Below are 19462 nucleotides of genomic sequence, written 5' to 3'. Positions count from 1 at the left end.
CTCAATAACTGAGTGATCAATTTACTAAATAATGAGTGACTAAATAACGAATAAATAAGGATTAAACGTGATAAACATCCATAATCTGATGGACATAATCGTCTTTTAAGACCACATACTTATCTAGAATCTTTGGACTGTCTTGCGTCATGTCTATTTTGTACTGAGAGTAGCCCCAATAAGTATTGGTTTCGTGATAGCGAAAGGATTTGTTGATCCAGTTAAAGCGCACTGTCACGATACCGTCATTGTCTTCTAGCAGTTCAATATTCGATAAATTGTGCGTGGTACGCGTATCAGGAATGGTCGCTGATGAGCGCTCAGTCTCAATACGGAAGATGCGATCTTCAAGACCACGGCGGTCCGGATAATAAATCAGCGAAATTTCTCGTTGTGGGTCGCTGATGAGCTGACCATCGTCATCCCAACTTGGCATCCAAAAGGGGCAGTCTTCATCATAATAGGTGAGCCATTCTTCCCATTTTTTTTCATCAAGGAGTCGTGCTTCACGGTATAAAAACTGTCGAATGTCTTCAATATGAACGGTTGCATTTTTCATTATTAATATCCTTATATTTTGTCAGTTCCATAATAACTGGCAGGTCAACGGTATAAATATATCGATAGCTATTAGCATCCGCCATGTAGCTGCTGCTCTTGTGCTAAAGCTTTTTTCATCTCTTCATGCCAGTAGTGATGCTGAACGGTATAGAGACCTTCATCTTCAGTTTTCATGCCACTCATTAAAGGTTTGAGGTCGATAGCCGCTGCCCCTTCATCTGCCCCTTGTATCCAGTGTTCAGAACCTCGGCACATATCATTCCATTCCATTTTGATGCCGTTATAGCCTTCTTGGCATGAGCGGAACTCTTCTAGATCATCAGGTGTGGCCATGCCAGTGACGTTGAAAAAGTCTTCGTACTGACGGATACGGCGCGCACGTGCCTCATCGCTTTCGCCTTTGGGTGCAATACACCAAATACTGACTTCGGTTTTATCAACCGCAATAGGGCGCAGCATACGAATCTGCGAGCCGAACTGATCCATGATGTAGACGTTTGGATATAAGCATAAATTACGTGAGCGTCCGATCATCCAGTCTGCCATGGCTTCACCGTAATTTGCGATATATTCGTCGCGATAGGCATAGTTTGGACGATCTTGTGGATTTTCCCACTGGGTCCAGAGCATCATATGACCGTTTTCAAAAGAGTAAAAACCACCGCCTTGACGACCCCATTTACCCGCGTTCATGGCTTTGATATTGTCTTCTTTAGCCGCTTCTTCTTTACGACGTGCGGTAGTGGCAGCGTAGTTCCAATGGACGGCTGAAACGTGATAGCCATCAGCGCCGTTTTCGGCTTGTAGTTTCCAGTTGCCATCAAAAGTATAAGTAGAAGTGCCACGTAGAATTTCTAAGCCTTCTGGGGATTGGTTGACAATCATGTCAAGGATTTTGGTTGAGCCACCAAGCCAGTCTTCGATTGGCTGAACATCATCATTTAGGCTGGCAAATATAAAGCCTTTATAATTGGCCAGTTTTACTTGTTTTAGGTCGTGTGAACCTTCTTTATTGAAACATTCTGGGTAGCCGGCGTGTCTTGGGTCTTTAACTTTAAGCAGCTTACCTGAGTTGTTAAAAGTCCAACCGTGGAATGGACAGGTGTAAGTGGCTTTACTGCCTTTTTTATGGCGGCATAATTGCGCACCGCGGTGGGAGCAAGAGTTAATCATACAATGCAGCTCACCCTCTTTATTGCGAGCTAGAATCACCGGCTGGCGGCCTATGTATGACGTATAATAGTCATTGTTATTAGGCACTTGATTCTCATGCGCCAAATAGACCCAGTTATTCTCAAAGATGTATTTCATTTCAAGCTCAAATAGCTCTTCGTTGGTGAAGGCGCTACGATGCAGACGATAAATCCCTTTTTCGCTGTTTTCTTCTAAAAAATCATCAATACTGATGTCTGATCCTTCAGGTACTAGATTGATACGCTGGCTCATGGCTGCCTTCCTTGTATAATAACGGTGTTAAATGAGATTAGAATTTTACGTTTGATACGGCAACTGAGGGCATATCAAACGTAAGTCGCTAGTAGTGATCAATTAATTAATGCTATTTAATATGAGTGCTCATTAACCTTGTGCACGGCGACGTGCTACCTCACTACCATGTACATCAGCTTTACTATTTTTTAACAGATGGAAGTCGAAATCGATTGAAGCATAAGGCTTATCAAGACCTTTTTCTTTGAGCTTATCAGCGTTGTCAACCATGGTGACTTCCGGTACTAAGCCTTCACGACTGGCAAAAGCAAAGTCATCCCAAAGGTATTCATCACCATCAATATTGATCTGCGTGGTTATTTTGCGCATACCTTCAGCACTAACGAAGAAGTGAATGTGAGCAGGGCGATTACCATGACGTCCTAAAGCACTTAATACTTGATCCGTCATACCACCTGGTGGTACTGAGTAACCCAGTGGCACAATACTACGAAAAGCATACTTGCCGTCACCATCAGTAATGATAGTACGACGTAGATTAAAGTCAGGTTGCGATTCATCGAAGAAAGAGTAGTTACCTAAAGTGTTGGCATGCCATGCCTCTACTTTAGCATTAGGGATAGGATTGCCATCTTCGTCATAAACATATCCTTGCATAAATAGCACTGTGCCTTCTTCATCTTCGCTACCATCATCAAGCCTCGCAAAGCCTTTTTCTTCAGGAGCACCTGATACATATAGTGGCCCTTCAATGGTACGTATTGTGCCACCTTCTAATCCAGCCGCTTTCATATGTTCTTCAATCATTAAATCCATGAAATGATCAAAACCTAAACCTGGTGATAAGAGGCCGGCTTCTTTGCCTAAATCGCCAATGTAAGACACACCAGTCCAGTATTCATCAGCAGTGATATTTAGATCATTAATCGTTTTCATCAAATCGGTCACAATGCGCAGGGTGATTTCTTGCACACGTGGATTAACTTGCTCTGGGTAATCGATTTTACCTTTGATGAACTGCGTGGCTAAAGCTTCAATTTGGCTGCGTTCCATGTCTCTCTCCTTGTTGAGGACTGTTTAAAAATTTAGGATTTTGAATCGAGTAACCTTACTCAGTGTTTTAAATTTAAAGATTGGTTTTGGTTTATTGTCTTATAGAGCTGTTTTAACTATCATCACTGTGTACGGATGATGGATGGCGCAATAGTGGCGTTACTTGAACTTTCATATATGGATAAAGCGGGAGTGACATCATGATGTCGTGCAGCTCTTCATTACTCTCAACATCAAAAATACTGAAGTTAGAGTACTCGCCAGCCAAACGCCAAATATGACGCCATTTGCCTTGCTCTTGCAGTTTTTGAGATAGCGCCTTTTCGGTAGCTTTAAGCTCATTGACCTTGTCGGCATCCATATCTGTTGGTATTAAGACATCCATTCTGACGTGATATAACATAATCATTTCCTTATATTTTTGATGACTGAATATTTCTTATGACTAATAACGAGTCATTTGGCTTAACCTTAAAGCGATTCAGTTTGAACCTCATTAACAAATGAGGATTTAGGTGATGCTGTGAGTGCTTGTTTGGCGTAGTGATAAACCTTATCGCTATCTACTTCGATACCAAGACCTGCACCAGTCGGGACATTTAAGCCAAAATCTCGATAATCAAGAGGCTGTGCTAAAACGTCGTCAGTTAATAACAAAGGACCAAAGAGTTCAGTGTCGAAGTTGAGACTTGGATATGTCGAGAACACATGGGCGGATGCTGCCGTACCGATAGGTCCTTCAAGCATCGTCCCGCCATAAAGCTCGATACCTGCTAGATGTGCCATTTGTCCGATGAGACAAGCCGCTTTTAATCCACCAGCTTGATTGATTTTTACAGCAAAGACATCGGCACAATGATCCGTTGCTAAATGAAAGGCGTTTTGTGGGTCTTGGACAATTTCATCCGCCATAATGGCCACATCAAAATGCTCTGTTAGGCGTTTTAGTGCGGCTTTATTGCGCATTGAGATAGGTTGTTCTATTAAGTCAACGCCGCCAGCTTGCAATAGACTAATACCTTGCATTGCATTAAGTTCTGTCCATGCTTGATTAACATCAACGGTGATGCGGCAATCAGGTAAAGCTTGTTTAATAGCTAACACATGGGCGACATCATCAAGGATAGGGTTGCTACCTATTTTTAATTTAAAAATCCGATGCTTTCTCTGTTCAATCATCTGATGAGCTTCAGCGATATCGGTATCAGTATTTCCGCTAGCAAGCGTCCATGCCACTTCGATACGATCACGGACGCGACCACCGATGAGCTCGCTGATAGGTAGATTGAGTCTTTTGCCTTCGATGTCGAGTAGAGCAGTTTCAATCGCGCATTTTGCAAAACGATTGCCGCTGATGTGGGTATTCAATAGCTGCATTGCTTTTGCTGTGCTTGTAGGCTTTTCTTTCATCAAGAGAGGGGTAAAGTAAGTATCGATATTAGTTTTGATACTATGAGGACTTTCTTCAGCATAACTTAAGCCGCCAATCGTCGTTGCTTCGCCCCAACCTTCATAGCCGTCTTTTGTTTGAATGTGCACTAAGACTAGTACTTGCTCTCTCATGACTGTACAAGCGAGCTTGTGCTCTCGAATAGTCGGTATCGGTACCAATAAAGTATTAATTGAACGAATCATGACAGTCCCTATTAAATAAATGATGCTTCCATATGCTTAATAAGAACTATAGTTATTAGATAACGACATGTCTAAGACCTATTTAGTCTTTTTTTAATACTTTTTAGGTATTTTGTCGAAAGGTAGGTGGTATGTTATGTTCTTTAGATATGGATGTTTTGTATATGAAGTAGGTGATGGATAAAAGGGAAGAAATTAGAACGACTTAGGATAGAAACAATAGGAAGTCAATCAAGGAAGAATAATGGAACTCAGGCATTTACGCTATTTCATAGCCGTGGCAGAAGAAAAAAGCTTCAATAAAGCAGCTGCTCGTTTATACATCTCGCAGCCACCACTTAGCCGGCAGATAAAACAGTTGGAAGAAGAGATTGGCGTTACGCTTATCGATAGGGAGAATCGTCCCTTGAAACTCACTGAGGCTGGCGAATTTTTTTATGATCATGCTATTCAAATTTTAAAAAAATCAGACGATCTGCGTACTATGACTATTCGTAAGGGAAATTTTGATAATTCGCTCTCAATAGGCTTTGTATCATCTATATTGTATGGCATATTGCCGAGAGTAATATCCCGTTTCAGAGAAGTTCATCCGAATATCGAAGTTAAATTGTATGAGCTAAACTCTTGGCAACAAATGCAAGCATTGACAGAAGGTAAGATAGATGTAGGTTTTGGCAGGTTATTATTTGAAGATGCTTCTATTAGGCGAATGGTGCTTAGAGAGGAAGATTTAGTAGTTGCTGTTCCTATCGAACACCTATTATCAAAAGAAAAACGCGACAGTTTAAGCTTGATCGATTTAACAAATGAAAACCTCTTACTTTATCCAACAGCACCGAGGCCCAGTTTCATTGATTACGTATTAGAACTATTTGAAAATCGTAATTTGAAGGCGAATTATTTCATGGAAGTACGTGAATTGCATATTGCCCTAGGGTTAGTAGCAGCAGGAGAAGGGTTGACTATCGTACCAAAGACACTTGAGCATTTACGTCATCAAGAGATAACCTATATCCCATTTGAAGAGGGGATATTAACTTCGCCAATCGTGATGAGTGTTAGACATTTTGATAAGTCTGGATTACTGGAAACGTTATTAGATGTTACTTATCAAATTTATGACGAAGAAGGCTTCATATATAAGCGTGAAAAAATTTGATCAAGTATAAGTTTTAAGGGCTTTACTTATTTAAGGCAAAAGCAATAGGCATACTAACATCGTCAATTTTTCTATAACAATCGCTAATAATGCTAAAGTAGCAATCAAAAGTTTACATTAACTAAGGTTGCTATGTCTAATACAGAGTCTAATACAGAAAAACCAATACTTAAACAGAGTATCTCGCTATCAGAGAATAGCAAATATACATTTGATAATATAAGCACAGCGCAGTCTGCTTTCTTAACACTACCAGTTGTTATACAGACTGCACTAGAGCAAGCTAAACGAGTTGTTTTAGTTGCAAATAATCCTGCTGTCACCACGGCTCAGCTTGAGATGCTATTACAGCCCGATGATGTCTTGGTGTTATTTAATCACTTTATTCACGCTGATTTTTTTGCCAGCCATCAGTTAGCTAGTTCACTACCTAAATTGCTATTTTTTCGGCAGATTGGTGATAGTAAGCTACATTTTGGCCTACCTCCTAGAAACAATCATATATCAGTGGTGGAGCAAATGGCAGAGACCACGTCATTAGGGATATTGACGAGCAACCAGCCTTATCAGTTTCCAACATTAGCTGATGACCCAAGCCCTAATGACGATCCTATTACTGCTCAGCGCATCTTAGATATTCCTTCGAACATGCAAAAACTGTTATCAAGCCCTACCTATCACAGTGTGCTATCAGAGCATCATAAAGTTGTTGCTGATTATCCATGCTTTACCGATATTCATTCGTCAGCACCCTCATCAGGTTTTCTATTGTATCGGCTGATGCTGGCAGCTCGAGCATACTTACACCATATTCAAAAGACAAAACTACCGTTAGAGATAGTAATGATCGGCTTCAATGACAATGACAAAACTGCTCACTTTTGGCATGGTCATAATTGGGATTTTGAACGTCAGGAAATGAGTCGACCACCTACAGGAGTGACTATTCATCGATACTAGAATATTGATTAACTAAGTTATGTTTAGCTAAAAGTAGTTAAACATAAGGAGCGTCTGGACAATGAGAAAGCTCCACCTCTTTGTCATTAGGCTCTCGTTGTATGGCTATCGGTAACGACTGTTCCTCTGTCCAATCAATCAGTTCCATATCGGAAAATTGGGACAACCATCCTGCCATGGGCCAACAGTGCCATTTTTTATAGAAGCGATTGGCATTGACAATGATACTGTCCAAATGATTAAGAGGTGGCCGGTAGACACTGTGCTGCTGATGATAAGCGATATCAGCAGTAAGGTAAAAATCGATATCTAATCGGCGTGCTGTAAAAGCAAAATCGGTATCCTCTGCACCATAACCTGTATATTGGGTGTCGAAACCGCCAATTTCATCAAAAGTCTGTCGCTTGATAGCGAAGCATAGGCTCCAAAATGCACCGTAATCATCAGTTTGTTTGATAGCGGTTTGCTCTGTTTCAGTAGGATATGAGTCAGATTCATCAAAATTATAACGATAAGGGTTATAGACAGACAGCTCGTCTAAAACAGAGAAAGGCAGCTGATTGATTTTTAATTGTGCATTTTCTTCTACTGATAAAGGTCGCGTTAGATAGCGTGGTTGACCCATCAAAAGCGCATTAGGATATTGCAGAAGCTTCTTATACATTTGCTCAATAAACGTAGGCGCTACGATACAATCAACATCCAAAAAAATCAGCATATCGTGAGTTGCCTGCAACGCTCCAAGATTGCGATTATGTCCGATATCAAACTCTGTAGTTGTAGTATCGTCACCGTCATTCACAGCTGATTTAACCGTAGTTGGTAATTTCACAATGTTTAATGAAAATTCAGCTAACCGATTACAGTCAGCGTCGTCGTTGACGATAATGACTTCGGCTGGCTTTACACTACTATTTTCTAGACTGCTCAGTAGGTTGTAGAGATGACGATTACGACCATAGCAAGTCGTAATGACGGTCATCGGTACAGAATCAGAAGTCGTACTAGCGTTACTTGTTGGCTGAATGGTCATCGTTTATCTTTACCTCGCTATCAGGTTGCCTGTTACTTTTAATAAATCAGTATTTAATTAGTCAGTCTTTAATTGTTGATTCAGGTGTTAAGTTGAGTCGAGGGAGTAACCAGTTTTCAAACCAAAGCTTAGTAGTAGGATAATCAGTGGTGCTATGCATAAACGCTTGAGCAGCTGTTGGCGTAACTGCATTGGTTTCCTCACCGCTATCTTCCTCAATGTTATTTTTTTCAATGCTATCAACCGAGGTAGTAGGGTGTGGTTTGCTTCGACCATGAATTGTTTGGGCAATAGATTCATGTTGACCATCATCGACGCTCATTAAGGTTTTAAACTGCTGCCAATTTAGCGCTTTGTTTTGAGCGACTAACGCTTCAGCCATGACGGCCTGTTCATTATGTGGCCTGTCATCAGGCACCACTATGAGCGGCGTATCGTAATGATACGCTTGCGCGACAGCATTTAGGCCACAGGCCATCATCAGATAATCGCTATGACAAATGAATGGTGTAACGTCATCTACCTCAGCTGAGATATCGACATAACATCGTTTGTCATCGTCTATAGGCCCGAGAGAGACAATTAATGCATCGGGTAGCAGTGAGCGCAACTCCGGTAGTTTTTCGTCAATCGCTTTGTGTCCACCATAGCCTTTGATAACGGTAATAATAGGTATTGTAGCTCCGGACTTGTCTGTTAATTGAGTTTCGATAGCTGGTAGGTTTGTAGATTTAAGATCAGAAGTTTCATTATCCACGCTTAATTTTGCCAAGATATCTATAAAGTTTTTATAAGTGTATGACTCAGATTTTTGAGAGTAGATAAAGTCAAGATAGAGCGTCTTATCACAGACCCACTCAGATGTATGTGCAGATTCTAACGCTTTAGGATAAGGTGCTAGTAAGGCAAGCGCGCCAGCAAAAGCACCTATATGTGGCGCATCATCGCGAATACCAGGAAGCCTAACGTAAAGGTAAGGAATACTTGCCGCACGGCAGAGCATGGCCACCTCGACGCTGACATCGATGATCATTAGATCGATCTTACGTTGAAAAGTAGTGTCTAGTATTTGATGACTGCGTTTTTGAATGTCACTATTGCCTACGGGCGAGTAGTGTAGGCTGGCTGGTTGCCAGTACTGTCCTGCACGACCTGCTAATATGTCGTCGGGTCGTTCATTTTCTGCATTCAAACGTACAATTTGTTGTTCATCAATAGCGGTAAAACGATAGCTATTTATATCTAAGCTCGTAAATACCGTTAATTGCGCTCTTGCATCATTAGGTAGCAATGCAGCCAGTTTGTCTGCCTGTCGGCAATGTCCTGAGCCGTGATGATGCGCATAATATCCGATACGCATCATTACGACCCCTCAGAAAAGCTAACAAGATCATTATCAGTTTCAACTGGCGCTTGAATGGCTTGATTAAAAAATTGCAGGGAGTCTTTTGTTAAATCAGACAGCTCATAGCTGTTGATACTGTTGATATAACTTTCTGAATTATCTTTTATCAACGCAGTTCTATTTTTTAACGCTGCTCTATACAATGCCAGATAGCCGTCTACCATGGCTGACACTGAACAAAACTGTAAAGCACGGTCACGGCAAGCTTGACGTGATATGTTTTTAATCGTAGCAAAGCCATTGATAAAGGCGGCTTTGTCTTTCTTAGGTACGATGACTCCTGTCTCTGGTGTAATAATTTCGGCACTGGCTCCAGCATCGAAACCAATGACTGGTGTGCCACATGCCAGACTCTCAGCTAAGGTCAGTCCGTATGGCTCGTCCCAAGTGCTGGTAAATAGCATGGCAGTTGCTTGGCACAAGTAATTGTTAATCTCGTCCTTGGTGACATGACCTACATAACTGAATAGTTTGTCATCGCCACTCTTACTGTCTTTAAATAACAAAGGAGCTACTTTTTGATTGAAGTAGTCTTCGTTGCTTTTAGGTCCTGCTATGATAAGTTTCTTCCCAGCTTCCATACAGTACCGCATGGCTAAATGAGTGCCTTTCTCAGGGCAGATGCGTCCATACCAGAAATATACCTCGTCATCGCTACCATTAGTATTGCCAAGCGATTCTGTATTGGCAGTAAAGGATTCGACATCGATACCGTTATACACCACTTGTGAGGGAACAAACTCAGCGAATAACTGCTGTTGGTGCTTACTAATCGCTGTAAACTGAGTGGTTGTACCAGAGCGTAGCGTCAAAAGTGCCAAACGTAACTGTGGAAAAATCGGCGTATGAAAAGTGGTAAAAAACCTTTCGCCAAATGCTTGGCCTGTCATCATCGGAATGTGATGCAGACTGTGGTTATGTACGATATCAATTTCACCACGATCATCACGTTCGATAATATCTCGTAAGGCTATCTGATAAGTGAGATATTGGTACATTTCTTCACGGCCCATGGCGACCGTTTCATGCTCATTATCATAGACCATCTTGTTAAACTCATGACGAGTTAATAACGGCACCAACGTTGCTTTTGTATCGCTATCTTTATGAGCGTAAAGCAATACCTCATGACCTTGCGCCACTAGCTCATCACAAATCAATTGGGTAATCATTTCTAGACCACCTGCATATGGCTGGGCAATGGGATACAGTGAATGCGCAATAATGGCAATACGTAGCGGTGAATTCGAAGACCTAATCATGTTTTTAAGACCTTTATAGTTATAAGCGTTATGGCTATAAGCGTTTTGGTTAGTAGAGTGGTGTATAGGGAACCTAGTATAAAAACGATAAAAGACAATAGAATGACCTTGGTTCAAAATTGGCTTATATAAATCGCAAGTTTTTACGAATCAATGGTTTTTTTTGTCTTTAAATAAAGACGTTGCATAAGATGTCGTGATAGTCGTCTTCTTTTCATGGGCTACTTTTAGAGTCTGTCTCAGAACCTTACTCATACTTAATATATCTGCTCGAGCATCAGAGAAATTATCCATTGCGACCTTGGCGGCGCTTAGTTTAAGAATACAAACTGCCGCTGCACATATAAATAGTACTGGCGAATAGAGCGGTGAAAATGGCGCTACAACTATGGCTGTAATGATATTTAGCACCAACAGCAGTTTTGGTAACGCCGCTATATTCTTAAGGAATAAGGAATGACGATTTTGGATATAGTTTTGTTTTGGCGTACAGACAAAAGGTTTTTCTCGTCCCCACAGCACCGGAAGCCATGACAAGGCACCAATTTCCCAAAAGTTTAAATGCATCAACCATGCACGTATTTTTCTGCTAAAACGTGGCTGATGGCTGTCATCTACTTGTTGATTGAGAGGCGATTGATCACGGCAGTAAGCCCACAACCGTCTAAGGATAAAAAATATGTAGCCTGCATAAACCAGATATAAAGGTGCAAGCATTGACACGTCAGCGTTATTTATTAAAAGCATATCAACCATTACCAATAATGAGCAGATATGCAAAAGGATAAAGAACCCTGTAAAGTTTACCCAAGCACTTAATTGAGACAGATGGGCACGTATATATGCTAGACGTTCACTCATACTTTTGGACTGTGAAACATATTGACTTGGAGCGTTGTAGGGGACTGACAAGTAATCCGTGAGCACTTGCATATTGCCGTAGATCCAGCGTCGGCGTTGACATATTAGGTCATCTAGCGTGTTGGGCAGTAAACCCGTGGCAATGACTTCTGGCACAAATTGACTGCGAAAACCTTGTCGATGCATAAGCAGGCCCATCTGAGCATCTTCAGTGATAGAAGCGCCTGACCAACCTCCTATGCTCAAAAGATCCGAGCGTCGAATGACTGCATAAGTACCCGTTGATAAGGCGCGATTGCGATTAAAAGAGCGGTACAGATGATGGTTAAAATAGTGATTCAACTCGCTATGCGCATCGAGCTGTCCTTCATTACGATAAAACTGCGAAAACTGCAGTAGGGTATGCTCAGGATACTGGGCGATAGCCTGTGTAATAGAGGCTCTAGCATGTGGTAATGCTTGGTAATCACTATCGACAACCACAATGTGACTACAGTCTGGACTCATTAACCCAAGTGCCAAGTTTAAAGCGCCCGCTTTGAAACCTTCGACACGATCAATGTGATAAAAATGGACATTTAAATCAGCGTCTAAGCTTTGGCAAAATGCTGTTAACGGCTCATACAACGACATCTCTTTATTATTATTATCGATAATCAATATCTCATCGTGAGCTTCTTTTACTGCTAATAACGACTTTATTGTGGCAATAACCAACTCTGGAGGCTCAGCTCGCGTCATCAATTGAAAACTGAGTGCTGCGCTAGTTAAAGCTTCTTGTATGTTAGCAGTCATGTCTGGTCCTTAGGCATATACAACAAGTTAAAATTTATATAAAGAATAGTATGCTTATGGGTAATGTAAGTACTTGTATCTTCAGTCATTTAATGAATACCAATGCATACTAATACAGAATTAAGTAATGATTTAGCCGATAATTGTTTGTGATAAATTAACTGTGTAAGTTGTACGTAATGTGACATAAAAACTTAGTATTTTAATCGCGTAAAAATAGGGCGTTTTTTGATTGAGAAGGGGGTAGGTAACTGTATTTTACTTTTGAATTTAGGTAGTTAGTAAAAGGATAAAACGAGGAAAGAAGACGAGGATAAAAAAGTAGGAAGGTCTGCATCATTATGCTGAAGTACGACTGTAGTAGGATAGAAAAACACGACTGAAATCGTAGTTAGTTTCAGAAGCTAACTACGTTAATAAGTTTGAGACTAGATTATTTATATTGACGTTTAACTTAATGCTTAGCTAGCCCTGACTAAATCAAGTCAGTGCTAAGCCAGTGCTAAATGAGTGATACACCAGTTCCAGACAGCGTCGACAGTTGGTGTTGATGACGAACTCTTTTTGCGAACGAGATAATAATCTGGATCGACTGTTAGCGTTGACTCGCATAATAAATCAACTTTATCTATTCGGTCAAAGTCAAAGTCTGCAATAGATTAGATGGTTACCAGTACGCCAATGATTACCCTGAGATGATCGAATTAGAGTCTCGGCAATAAGATATATCTTTTTATAGGATTTTGAAGCGTTATTGACTAAGTTTTAGCTATGGCATAAAGACGACTATGTAGTGGCTTTCCCTACTCAATACTCAGTGCTTGAGATTTATGCAACTACCTGAATGATAACTCCTGATATGCCTTACAACTGAATAAACAAGTCCAAAAAGCCGTTGTTTTTTGGACTTGTTTTTATGTATCACAGTTATTTTAAAAATATACTAAAAACTATATCCGCTCCTTTGCTCAACGTAAAAACAATAATTAATATGTCTGTTTCGGCAGTGCTCTTGACTGATAGCGGCTGTAATAAAAAATCGCTAAACCAGGTATATACAGCAGCAAGGACAACAGCAAGTTATCCACGCCAGCAGCATAAATTAGCCAGATACCATAGACACTCGCGCCCAGACCGATGGCTTTGATGCTCCAGCGTTCTGATTGTGCAAATGATACTTTGACCAAATACGCCCCGACCAAAAAGTAAGGAATCAAAATCATCGAGGTGGAGATAATCACCAAGGTGTTATAGCCTTTACCGGTCAAAAAGATCATCAGTAAGCACAGCTGCACGGTCAAACTGGTTAGTAGTAATGATGCCGTTGGCGTGCCTTGTGCGTTTTGCTTGGTAAATATACGTGGAAACGCATTGTACTTCGCCGCGGTAAACGGCACTTCAGCCGAGTAGAGAATCCAGCTCAGGTAAGATGCTAATACCGAGATGATAAGACCAATACTGATAACCCATTTACCCACATCGCCCGTCATTTGCGCCATAATGCCAGCCATTGATGGGTTGCTAAGCGCTGCCACATCCACACGGCTCATGACCCCGAGAGAGAGCAGGGTAATGGCAACATATAGTACCAACGCAAACAATACACCGATGTAAGTGGCTCGGCCGATATCAGCGCGCCTCTTCGCACGTTGCGATAAGACAATCGCGCCCTCGATACCCGTAAATACCCATAGGGTGATCAGCATCGTTCCTTTGACCTGCTCCATAAAGGGCACGTCCAACGTCGTTCCCGCGCGGTCAGCATTAAAGGTCTGCATATCAAAGGCATAATAGGCAAACACAATAAAAGCAATGAGCGGTAAACTTTTTGCCAAGGTCGCCAGCAAGTTGATAAAGGCCGCTTGCTTAACGCCGCGCAGTACCAAATAATGCACCAGCCATAAAATGATAGACTCACCGACTAGCGCCCACAGCGTGTTGCCTTCACCAAAAACAATACTTGTTGGTGTATCAATAAAGCTACCCAGCGCGGCAAACGCCACGACCAAGTAGCCAACCACACCAATCGTCGCACATAGCCAGTAACCCCATGCTGAAAAGAAGCCTGCCAAATCGCCAAACCCTGTTTTGGCATAGGTATAAATGCCGCCATCCAGCTCAGGCTTGAGGCGTGATAAATGCAAAAAGCAGCCTGCGAGGAACAAAATACCCACGCCGGTGATGATCCATGCGGTAATGATGGCGTTCACGCCTGCCACTTCGGCCATGTTTTGCGGTAGGCTAAAAATACCCGCACCGACCATCGAGCTAAACACGATGGCAGTGAGCATGGTTAGCCCAATTTTTTGTCCATTTTGCATCGTGCGATCTCTATTTTGTTGAGGTGCCTGTCGTCAAAGTATCTGTTGTTAAAGTACCTGTTGTCAAAGTGCTTGTGAAATGCTGGCTCAATGCCTGAATATGCTCTGGGCCAATACCGCAGCAACCGCCAATCAGTGATGCGCCTTGGGTTTGCCATTTTTTTGCCCAAACCAAGTATGCAGGCGGGGTTAGGTCATCGCGCACTTCATCGAGGCCATCATTAGCGGTGGCGTCTTTTGGCTGTGGTGGAAAAGCGTTGGCATACGCGCCAAGTTTGATGTGCGTGGCATTCTTGTCTTGCAACACGCTTTGCGCTACATCAAGCGCTTGATCAATCACTTCTGGCTGACAGCAGTTAAATAAGATTGCTTCTACATTGATATCTGCCATTTTGGTAACGGCTTCTTTTACCGTCTCACCTGAGCGCAAACGCGGTACATCGAGATGCTCGCTGTCTTCTAGGGTGAATGAAACCCATAACGGCTTATTGTCAGCATCGAGCGTGTCCAGTAGCTCGCGAACAGCGACAGATTCAGCGATTAGGCTTTGGGTTTCTGCCAGCCAAAAATCCACATATTCGCTCAAACCTTTGATAAGTGGCGTGGCGATATCTTCCACGTGATCCGCGTCAAACAAATCGGCACGATATGAGCCAAATAGTGGCGGGATGGAACCTGCAATCTTAGTGTCGCGGCCTTCCATCTCGACTGCAGCGCGCGCCATCTCGCCTGCTGAGGTAGCCAACGCTTGCGCTTGATTGGCAAAACGCTCTTCGCCAATATGAAAGGGTACGAGCGCATAGCTGTTGGTGGTGATGACCGCTGCGCCGCTTTGGATAAAGGCGCGATGCACGTCACGGACGATCTCAGGCGCTTCTATCATTGCCAGCGCCGACCACTCAGGCTGACGAAATGGTGCGCCACGTTTGGCTAGCTCTCGACCCAAACCGCCGTCAATAATTGTGATTGCGTCAATTGACATAATAAGTCCCTCTTTATAGTGAATAGGTACATCTACTAAGACTCTATAGTCAATTCTCTATAAAAGAGTGACAGCGTTAACCTCACTTGAAATATCACAGTTACATCTGCGCTTGGTTGCCTTGTCTCTCTTTCAAACTGAATCAGCTATATTTTGAGAAATAGAGTTATTTAAAGGGACGAAATACTAGGCGTAATAAGGAGTAGATGCAACCAAAAGTTTAGTAATAATGTTAATTGATTACTTTTGGCATCTGGTTGCCTTGTTTGAGTATAGATATTGCATGGTTTTTCTGATGAAGTTTATGCAAATTGTGAGTAAATACGAAGTGGCGATGACTTTTAGTCAGACATAAAAAAGCAGACATCATAGATATCTGCTTTTTTTAACTGTTCTTTAACTTGCAATTAGACTTGAGGCTTGATCAAGTATTTCTCACCAGTCGCCTGTTTGCCATAAGCGGCGATTGATTTTAACTGTAGTGCTTCTTCTAGGGTCACTTCATGCGTATAGCTGCTCGCAAAGGTGGTGGTGATTTCTTCTGCCACGCGTTTGCGCATGGACTGAACCGTTTCACTACCAAGTTTGCCCAGCGCATTGAATAATAAGAAACCATTCACACCCCACGCAAAACCAAAGTTACGGTTTAAGGTGATCGGACCACGGTCTAAGGCGCCATAAATATAAGCTTGTTTAAAGGTATTTGAGCCATAGACGCTGTATTCTTCTACGTCACGAGTAATAGCTGCTTCCATACAGTTTAGAATATCGCTGGTGAGCTTACCGCCACCGATAGGGTCAAACGAAATCGTAGCGCCTGTTTCAGTAATCGCGGCGGTCAAATCAGCAAGGAATGTCTCGCTGCTTGAGTTCACCACATATTTTGCGCCCATATCGCGCAATAGCTTTTCTTGCGAGTCTTTACGGACGATATTCACCAAATCAACACCGTCTGCCATACAGATACGGTTTAGCATTTGACCAAGGCTAGAAGCGGCTGCTGCATGTACGATGGCTTTGTGGCCTTCAGCGCGCATGGTTTCGACCATTGCCAGTGAGGTGAGCGGGTTTACAAAAGATGATGCGGTCTCGGTAGCAGTCGTGCCGTCTTGCATTTCTATGCAACTTCTTACATTGACACAGTGGTATTGACGATATGTACCGCCACCAATCACTGCAACCATTTTGCCCATGAGTGCTTGTGCGGCTTCTGATGAGCCTGCTGCGACGACTGTACCAGCACCTTCATTGCCGACAGGCGTGTCTTTGCCAACGCGAGTTTTGACAGATGGCATGAACTTAGCTGGCACGTCAGCGGTGATAACTGGGTTCTCGTCTGTGCCTGATTGCGCAGCAGTTGACATATCAGCGACGCTGAATAGAACGGCTAAATCAGATGGGTTCAATGGCATAGCTTCCATGCGAACGACAACTTCGTCGATACCTGGCTGCGGCATATCAATTTCTTGTAGAGCCAAGGTTAGTTTATTGTCTTCGCTGATGGTTGAGGTCAGTTGGATATTTTTGTCAGTCATAAGGTTTGCTCCTGCAAATAGTTGGATTTTTAGACCAATCCCTTTACGGTATTGGCCGTTCTTTAGGGTATTGAATTTTCTTAATGTGGCTAATTTTTATTGCTCACATTGTCATATGTTATTTAGCGTTTGCGGCTTGGATTTGAGCTTTAACGTGTTGCATAAATTCAGGCATGTTTGCTTGACTGTCTGCCTGAACGCTTTTTGCAATGTCGGTTTCACTCATGGCTTTGCTCCATTCTTTCATACCGTCCACTTCTGCCAGTACATCCCACTCAAGCTGAGTCGCTCCAAAAGCGTTGACAATAGTGTTGACGTAATGCACATAGATGTCAGCCATGGTAAATTGCTCGCCTGCAATCCAAGGTGAAAATTTACATAAGCGATTCATAGCAATAATACCGCGGCCCAATACTTGACGAACTTCCTCTTTGATTGCGTTAGGTGCTTGAGTACCAGAAAATACATATGGAATCAGACGACGACTTGGTAGCTCAAAATACAGCTCTGCTATTTTCATAATCTGACGTACAGTCGCGCGTTCTGCTGCATCGGTAGGATATAGCGGCTTTTCAGGATATGTTTCTTCCAAAAAGTCACAAATCACGTTAGATTCTGACAGATTAAAACCCTCAGGCATGGTGATTGCAGGTACTTTACCCACTGGACTGACGGTCAGCAGATCATCACTACCAGCGTACAAAAGGTCCTCTTGGAACGGGATACCCTTATATAAAAGAGCGTGTTTTACGATGTTGTAATAGTTGCTTGCAGCAAAGCCGTGCAAAGTAATCATAAGTCATTCTTCCATTGTTGACGTAAAAGTTATTTTTAATCGTGTTTTCATTGCAACGTTTAGGGCGTGTTTGATATTCACAAATAGGCACTGCTGATTGCTAAAACGGTTCCAGACAAGGCGTAAAACGACGGTAATGCTCGTGCCTTAACTAGATTTACAACACAGTATGGGGCAGTTTTAGCATCAGCTCCAATATAAACAGAAGGAGACAGGACTATTTTTTGCCACTTCATTGTTAAAACATAGACGCTTAGAATGACTAAACTTACTATTTTTAACGTCGAACTGTCTAAAAAATAGTCTCTGTCAGTGCCATGGTCGAATATCAAGCACGCCCTAAGTTAAACACATTATTACTGGTTTTAATGTGGTTATATATAAGGAATAACGTGAATCACTATTGCTTTTAAGACAATAATAAAGCGAAAATGCTCAAATATTCATTTAAATGGAGAGGTCAGTTGGATCAATTACGTGCCATCAAGTATTTCAGCAAAGTCGTAGAAACGGGCAGTTTTACTAAAGCCGCAAGTGCATTCAAAGTGCCGCCATCCTCACTGTCAAGACGAGTATCTGATTTAGAAAAGAGCTTGGGCGCGACATTATTAAAGCGTTCGACCCGAATCGTTAAATTGACCGAAGTAGGACAGGTCTATTACGACGATATGCAGCAAGTATTGGATCAGCTCGAGCAAAGCAAAGAAACAGTACGCAGTTATCAAACGACGCCAATGGGGCGTTTACGCATCAGCTCTATGGTGGGTTTTGGTGAAAAAATACTGCTACCACTGTTGGATGAATTTGGTGAGTTGTATCCAGAGATTGTGCTAGATGTCAGTCTCAGTGATGAGCTATCAGCATTAGGACGTGACGATGTCGACATTGCGATTCGCGGTGGTTATGTGCCAAATGAGCGCGTGCTTGCCATTAGGCTAATGGACAATGGGTTTATACCGGTTGCGTCGCCCAGTTATTTAGAGATGCATGGCGCACCTAGTCATGTGATGGAATTAAAGGAACATAAAGGCCTGTATTTTAAAGCCCCAAACGGGCCAACGCCTTGGCTCTGCTATGTCGACGATCAGTGGCATGATGTCTCAGGACCTGCAGTGGCAATTTCAAACAATGGACCATGGCTTGCCAAAAAGGCTTGTGATGGTGAAGGGGTTTTGATGTCCACTCGATGGGCACTATCCTCATATCTTGAGTCAAGCGCATTAAAAGAGATTAAATTTGAGCATCCATTAGCAATCACGCAGCATGCTGATATGGCTGTATATTTGCTGTATCAAAAGCAGCGCTATCTAGTACCAAAAGTAAAAGCCGCCGTCGATTTCTTGGTTGAGAGGATAAAAGTAGGAAGTATAAAATAATAGCCTAAGCAGACATTTTATAATCAATTCATACTAGTTAGATTTTCTGCTAGTCTAATCCGCATAGGCGCGGGCTAAAATTCTCGAAATACTATACGTACGTGATAGTAAAGAATCGAATAATGGGCTAGCAAGAAAGTTGAGATCTCCTGATAATAAGCGTAGTGGATTATCTGAAGACTTACGACCAGTTTTGCCATTAATCATTAATTGGTAGGCATCAAAATATGACAAGTAACTGCTATGGGCTGCAACACGAATTGCGCTCTGCAACCC

Annotated in this window: 16 protein-coding genes; 3 read left to right on the top strand and 13 right to left on the bottom strand. The window is 42.2% G+C overall.

The features are described from left to right. Positions 1–61: 61 nt before the first annotated feature. The 5 genes from benB to I3249_RS10510 all read right to left on the bottom strand — a co-directional run bounded on the left by benB (position 62) and on the right by I3249_RS10510 (position 4698). Positions 62–559 (bottom strand): benzoate 1,2-dioxygenase small subunit, encoded by a 498-nt coding sequence (gene benB, locus I3249_RS10530; RefSeq protein WP_238052628.1) that lies wholly within the window; start codon positions 557–559, stop codon positions 62–64. A 71-nt stretch (positions 560–630) separates the two neighbouring features. Further along, positions 631–2007 carry a benzoate 1,2-dioxygenase large subunit gene (gene benA, locus I3249_RS10525; protein ID WP_238052627.1) on the bottom strand — a complete coding sequence of 459 codons (1377 nt, stop codon included), beginning with the start codon at positions 2005–2007 and terminating at the stop codon, positions 631–633. Positions 2008–2139: 132 nt separating this feature from the next. Then, a complete protein-coding gene (catA, locus tag I3249_RS10520) occupies positions 2140–3063 on the bottom strand; it encodes a catechol 1,2-dioxygenase (protein WP_238069919.1) in 924 nt (307 codons plus the stop codon). 112 nt (positions 3064–3175) lie between these two features. Beyond that, positions 3176–3466 carry a muconolactone Delta-isomerase gene (gene catC / locus I3249_RS10515; protein ID WP_238069918.1) on the bottom strand — a complete coding sequence of 97 codons (291 nt, stop codon included), beginning with the start codon at positions 3464–3466 and terminating at the stop codon, positions 3176–3178. Positions 3467–3534: 68 nt separating this feature from the next. Further along, on the bottom strand, positions 3535–4698 hold the full coding sequence (locus tag I3249_RS10510; protein WP_238069917.1) for a muconate/chloromuconate family cycloisomerase: 1164 nt from the start codon (positions 4696–4698) through the stop codon (positions 3535–3537). Positions 4699–4942: 244 nt separating this feature from the next. Between I3249_RS10510 and I3249_RS10505 the strand changes: the two genes are divergently transcribed. Beyond that, entirely contained in the window at positions 4943–5860 is a 918-nt protein-coding gene (locus tag I3249_RS10505; protein WP_238069916.1) for a LysR family transcriptional regulator, read from the top strand. Between the two features lie 132 nt (positions 5861–5992). Next, positions 5993–6820, top strand: coding sequence for a hypothetical protein (locus I3249_RS10500; RefSeq protein ID WP_238069915.1), 828 nt, complete (start codon positions 5993–5995; stop codon positions 6818–6820). A gap of 37 nt (positions 6821–6857) precedes the next feature. Here I3249_RS10500 and I3249_RS10495 read toward each other — a convergent pair whose 3' ends face one another. From I3249_RS10495 to I3249_RS10460, 8 genes are all read right to left on the bottom strand, one after another. Beyond that, positions 6858–7853, bottom strand: coding sequence for a glycosyltransferase (locus I3249_RS10495; protein WP_238069914.1), 996 nt, complete (start codon positions 7851–7853; stop codon positions 6858–6860). A gap of 61 nt (positions 7854–7914) precedes the next feature. Then, positions 7915–9216, bottom strand: a complete 1302-nt coding sequence (locus I3249_RS10490) for a hypothetical protein (RefSeq protein WP_238069913.1) — start codon at positions 9214–9216, stop codon at positions 7915–7917. Then, positions 9216–10520 (bottom strand): glycosyltransferase, encoded by a 1305-nt coding sequence (locus I3249_RS10485; RefSeq protein WP_238069912.1) that lies wholly within the window; start codon positions 10518–10520, stop codon positions 9216–9218. The genes I3249_RS10490 and I3249_RS10485 overlap by 1 nt, the downstream gene beginning before the upstream one ends. 150 nt (positions 10521–10670) lie before the next feature. Continuing rightward, positions 10671–12176 (bottom strand): glycosyltransferase family 2 protein, encoded by a 1506-nt coding sequence (locus tag I3249_RS10480; protein ID WP_238069911.1) that lies wholly within the window; start codon positions 12174–12176, stop codon positions 10671–10673. Between the two features lie 986 nt (positions 12177–13162). Beyond that, the gene (locus I3249_RS10475; protein ID WP_102090631.1) at positions 13163–14497 is read right to left on the bottom strand and encodes a basic amino acid/polyamine antiporter; all 1335 of its coding nucleotides are present in this window, start codon (positions 14495–14497) and stop codon (positions 13163–13165) included. Between the two features lie 10 nt (positions 14498–14507). Next, positions 14508–15464: a homocysteine S-methyltransferase family protein gene (locus I3249_RS10470; RefSeq protein ID WP_238069935.1), complete on the bottom strand. Its 957-nt coding sequence runs from the start codon at positions 15462–15464 to the stop codon at positions 14508–14510. Between the two features lie 422 nt (positions 15465–15886). After that, complete coding sequence (locus tag I3249_RS10465) at positions 15887–17014, bottom strand: zinc-binding dehydrogenase (protein WP_238069910.1); 1128 nt, start codon at positions 17012–17014, stop codon at positions 15887–15889. A gap of 118 nt (positions 17015–17132) precedes the next feature. Then, a complete protein-coding gene (locus tag I3249_RS10460) occupies positions 17133–17810 on the bottom strand; it encodes a glutathione S-transferase family protein (protein WP_238069909.1) in 678 nt (225 codons plus the stop codon). 464 nt (positions 17811–18274) lie between these two features. On the opposite strand from I3249_RS10460, the gene I3249_RS10455 reads away from it, so the two are divergent. After that, positions 18275–19186, top strand: a complete 912-nt coding sequence (locus I3249_RS10455; RefSeq protein ID WP_238069908.1) for a LysR family transcriptional regulator — start codon at positions 18275–18277, stop codon at positions 19184–19186. Positions 19187–19462: the final 276 nt, after the last annotated feature.

The organism is Psychrobacter sp. Ps1 (assembly GCF_022129425.1).
Taxonomy (GTDB): Bacteria; Pseudomonadota; Gammaproteobacteria; order Pseudomonadales; family Moraxellaceae; genus Psychrobacter.
Note: the sequence above shows the minus strand (reverse complement) of the source record. Positions and strands in the feature narration are given on the sequence as shown.

Excerpts from the sequence above, each read along its gene's own strand:
- benB (WP_238052628.1), bottom strand. The coding sequence starts at position 559 with ATGAAAAATGCAACCGTTCATATTGAAGACATTCGACAGTTTTTATAC.
- benA (WP_238052627.1), bottom strand. The coding sequence starts at position 2,007 with ATGAGCCAGCGTATCAATCTAGTACCTGAAGGATCAGACATCAGTATT.
- catA (WP_238069919.1), bottom strand. The coding sequence starts at position 3,063 with ATGGAACGCAGCCAAATTGAAGCTTTAGCCACGCAGTTCATCAAAGGT.
- catC (WP_238069918.1), bottom strand. The coding sequence starts at position 3,466 with ATGTTATATCACGTCAGAATGGATGTCTTAATACCAACAGATATGGAT.
- I3249_RS10510 (WP_238069917.1), bottom strand. The coding sequence starts at position 4,698 with ATGATTCGTTCAATTAATACTTTATTGGTACCGATACCGACTATTCGA.
- I3249_RS10505 (WP_238069916.1), top strand. The coding sequence starts at position 4,943 with ATGGAACTCAGGCATTTACGCTATTTCATAGCCGTGGCAGAAGAAAAA.
- I3249_RS10500 (WP_238069915.1), top strand. The coding sequence starts at position 5,993 with ATGTCTAATACAGAGTCTAATACAGAAAAACCAATACTTAAACAGAGT.
- I3249_RS10495 (WP_238069914.1), bottom strand. The coding sequence starts at position 7,853 with ATGACCATTCAGCCAACAAGTAACGCTAGTACGACTTCTGATTCTGTA.
- I3249_RS10490 (WP_238069913.1), bottom strand. The coding sequence starts at position 9,216 with ATGATGCGTATCGGATATTATGCGCATCATCACGGCTCAGGACATTGC.
- I3249_RS10485 (WP_238069912.1), bottom strand. The coding sequence starts at position 10,520 with ATGATTAGGTCTTCGAATTCACCGCTACGTATTGCCATTATTGCGCAT.
- I3249_RS10480 (WP_238069911.1), bottom strand. The coding sequence starts at position 12,176 with ATGACTGCTAACATACAAGAAGCTTTAACTAGCGCAGCACTCAGTTTT.
- I3249_RS10475 (WP_102090631.1), bottom strand. The coding sequence starts at position 14,497 with ATGCAAAATGGACAAAAAATTGGGCTAACCATGCTCACTGCCATCGTG.
- I3249_RS10465 (WP_238069910.1), bottom strand. The coding sequence starts at position 17,014 with ATGACTGACAAAAATATCCAACTGACCTCAACCATCAGCGAAGACAAT.
- I3249_RS10460 (WP_238069909.1), bottom strand. The coding sequence starts at position 17,810 with ATGATTACTTTGCACGGCTTTGCTGCAAGCAACTATTACAACATCGTA.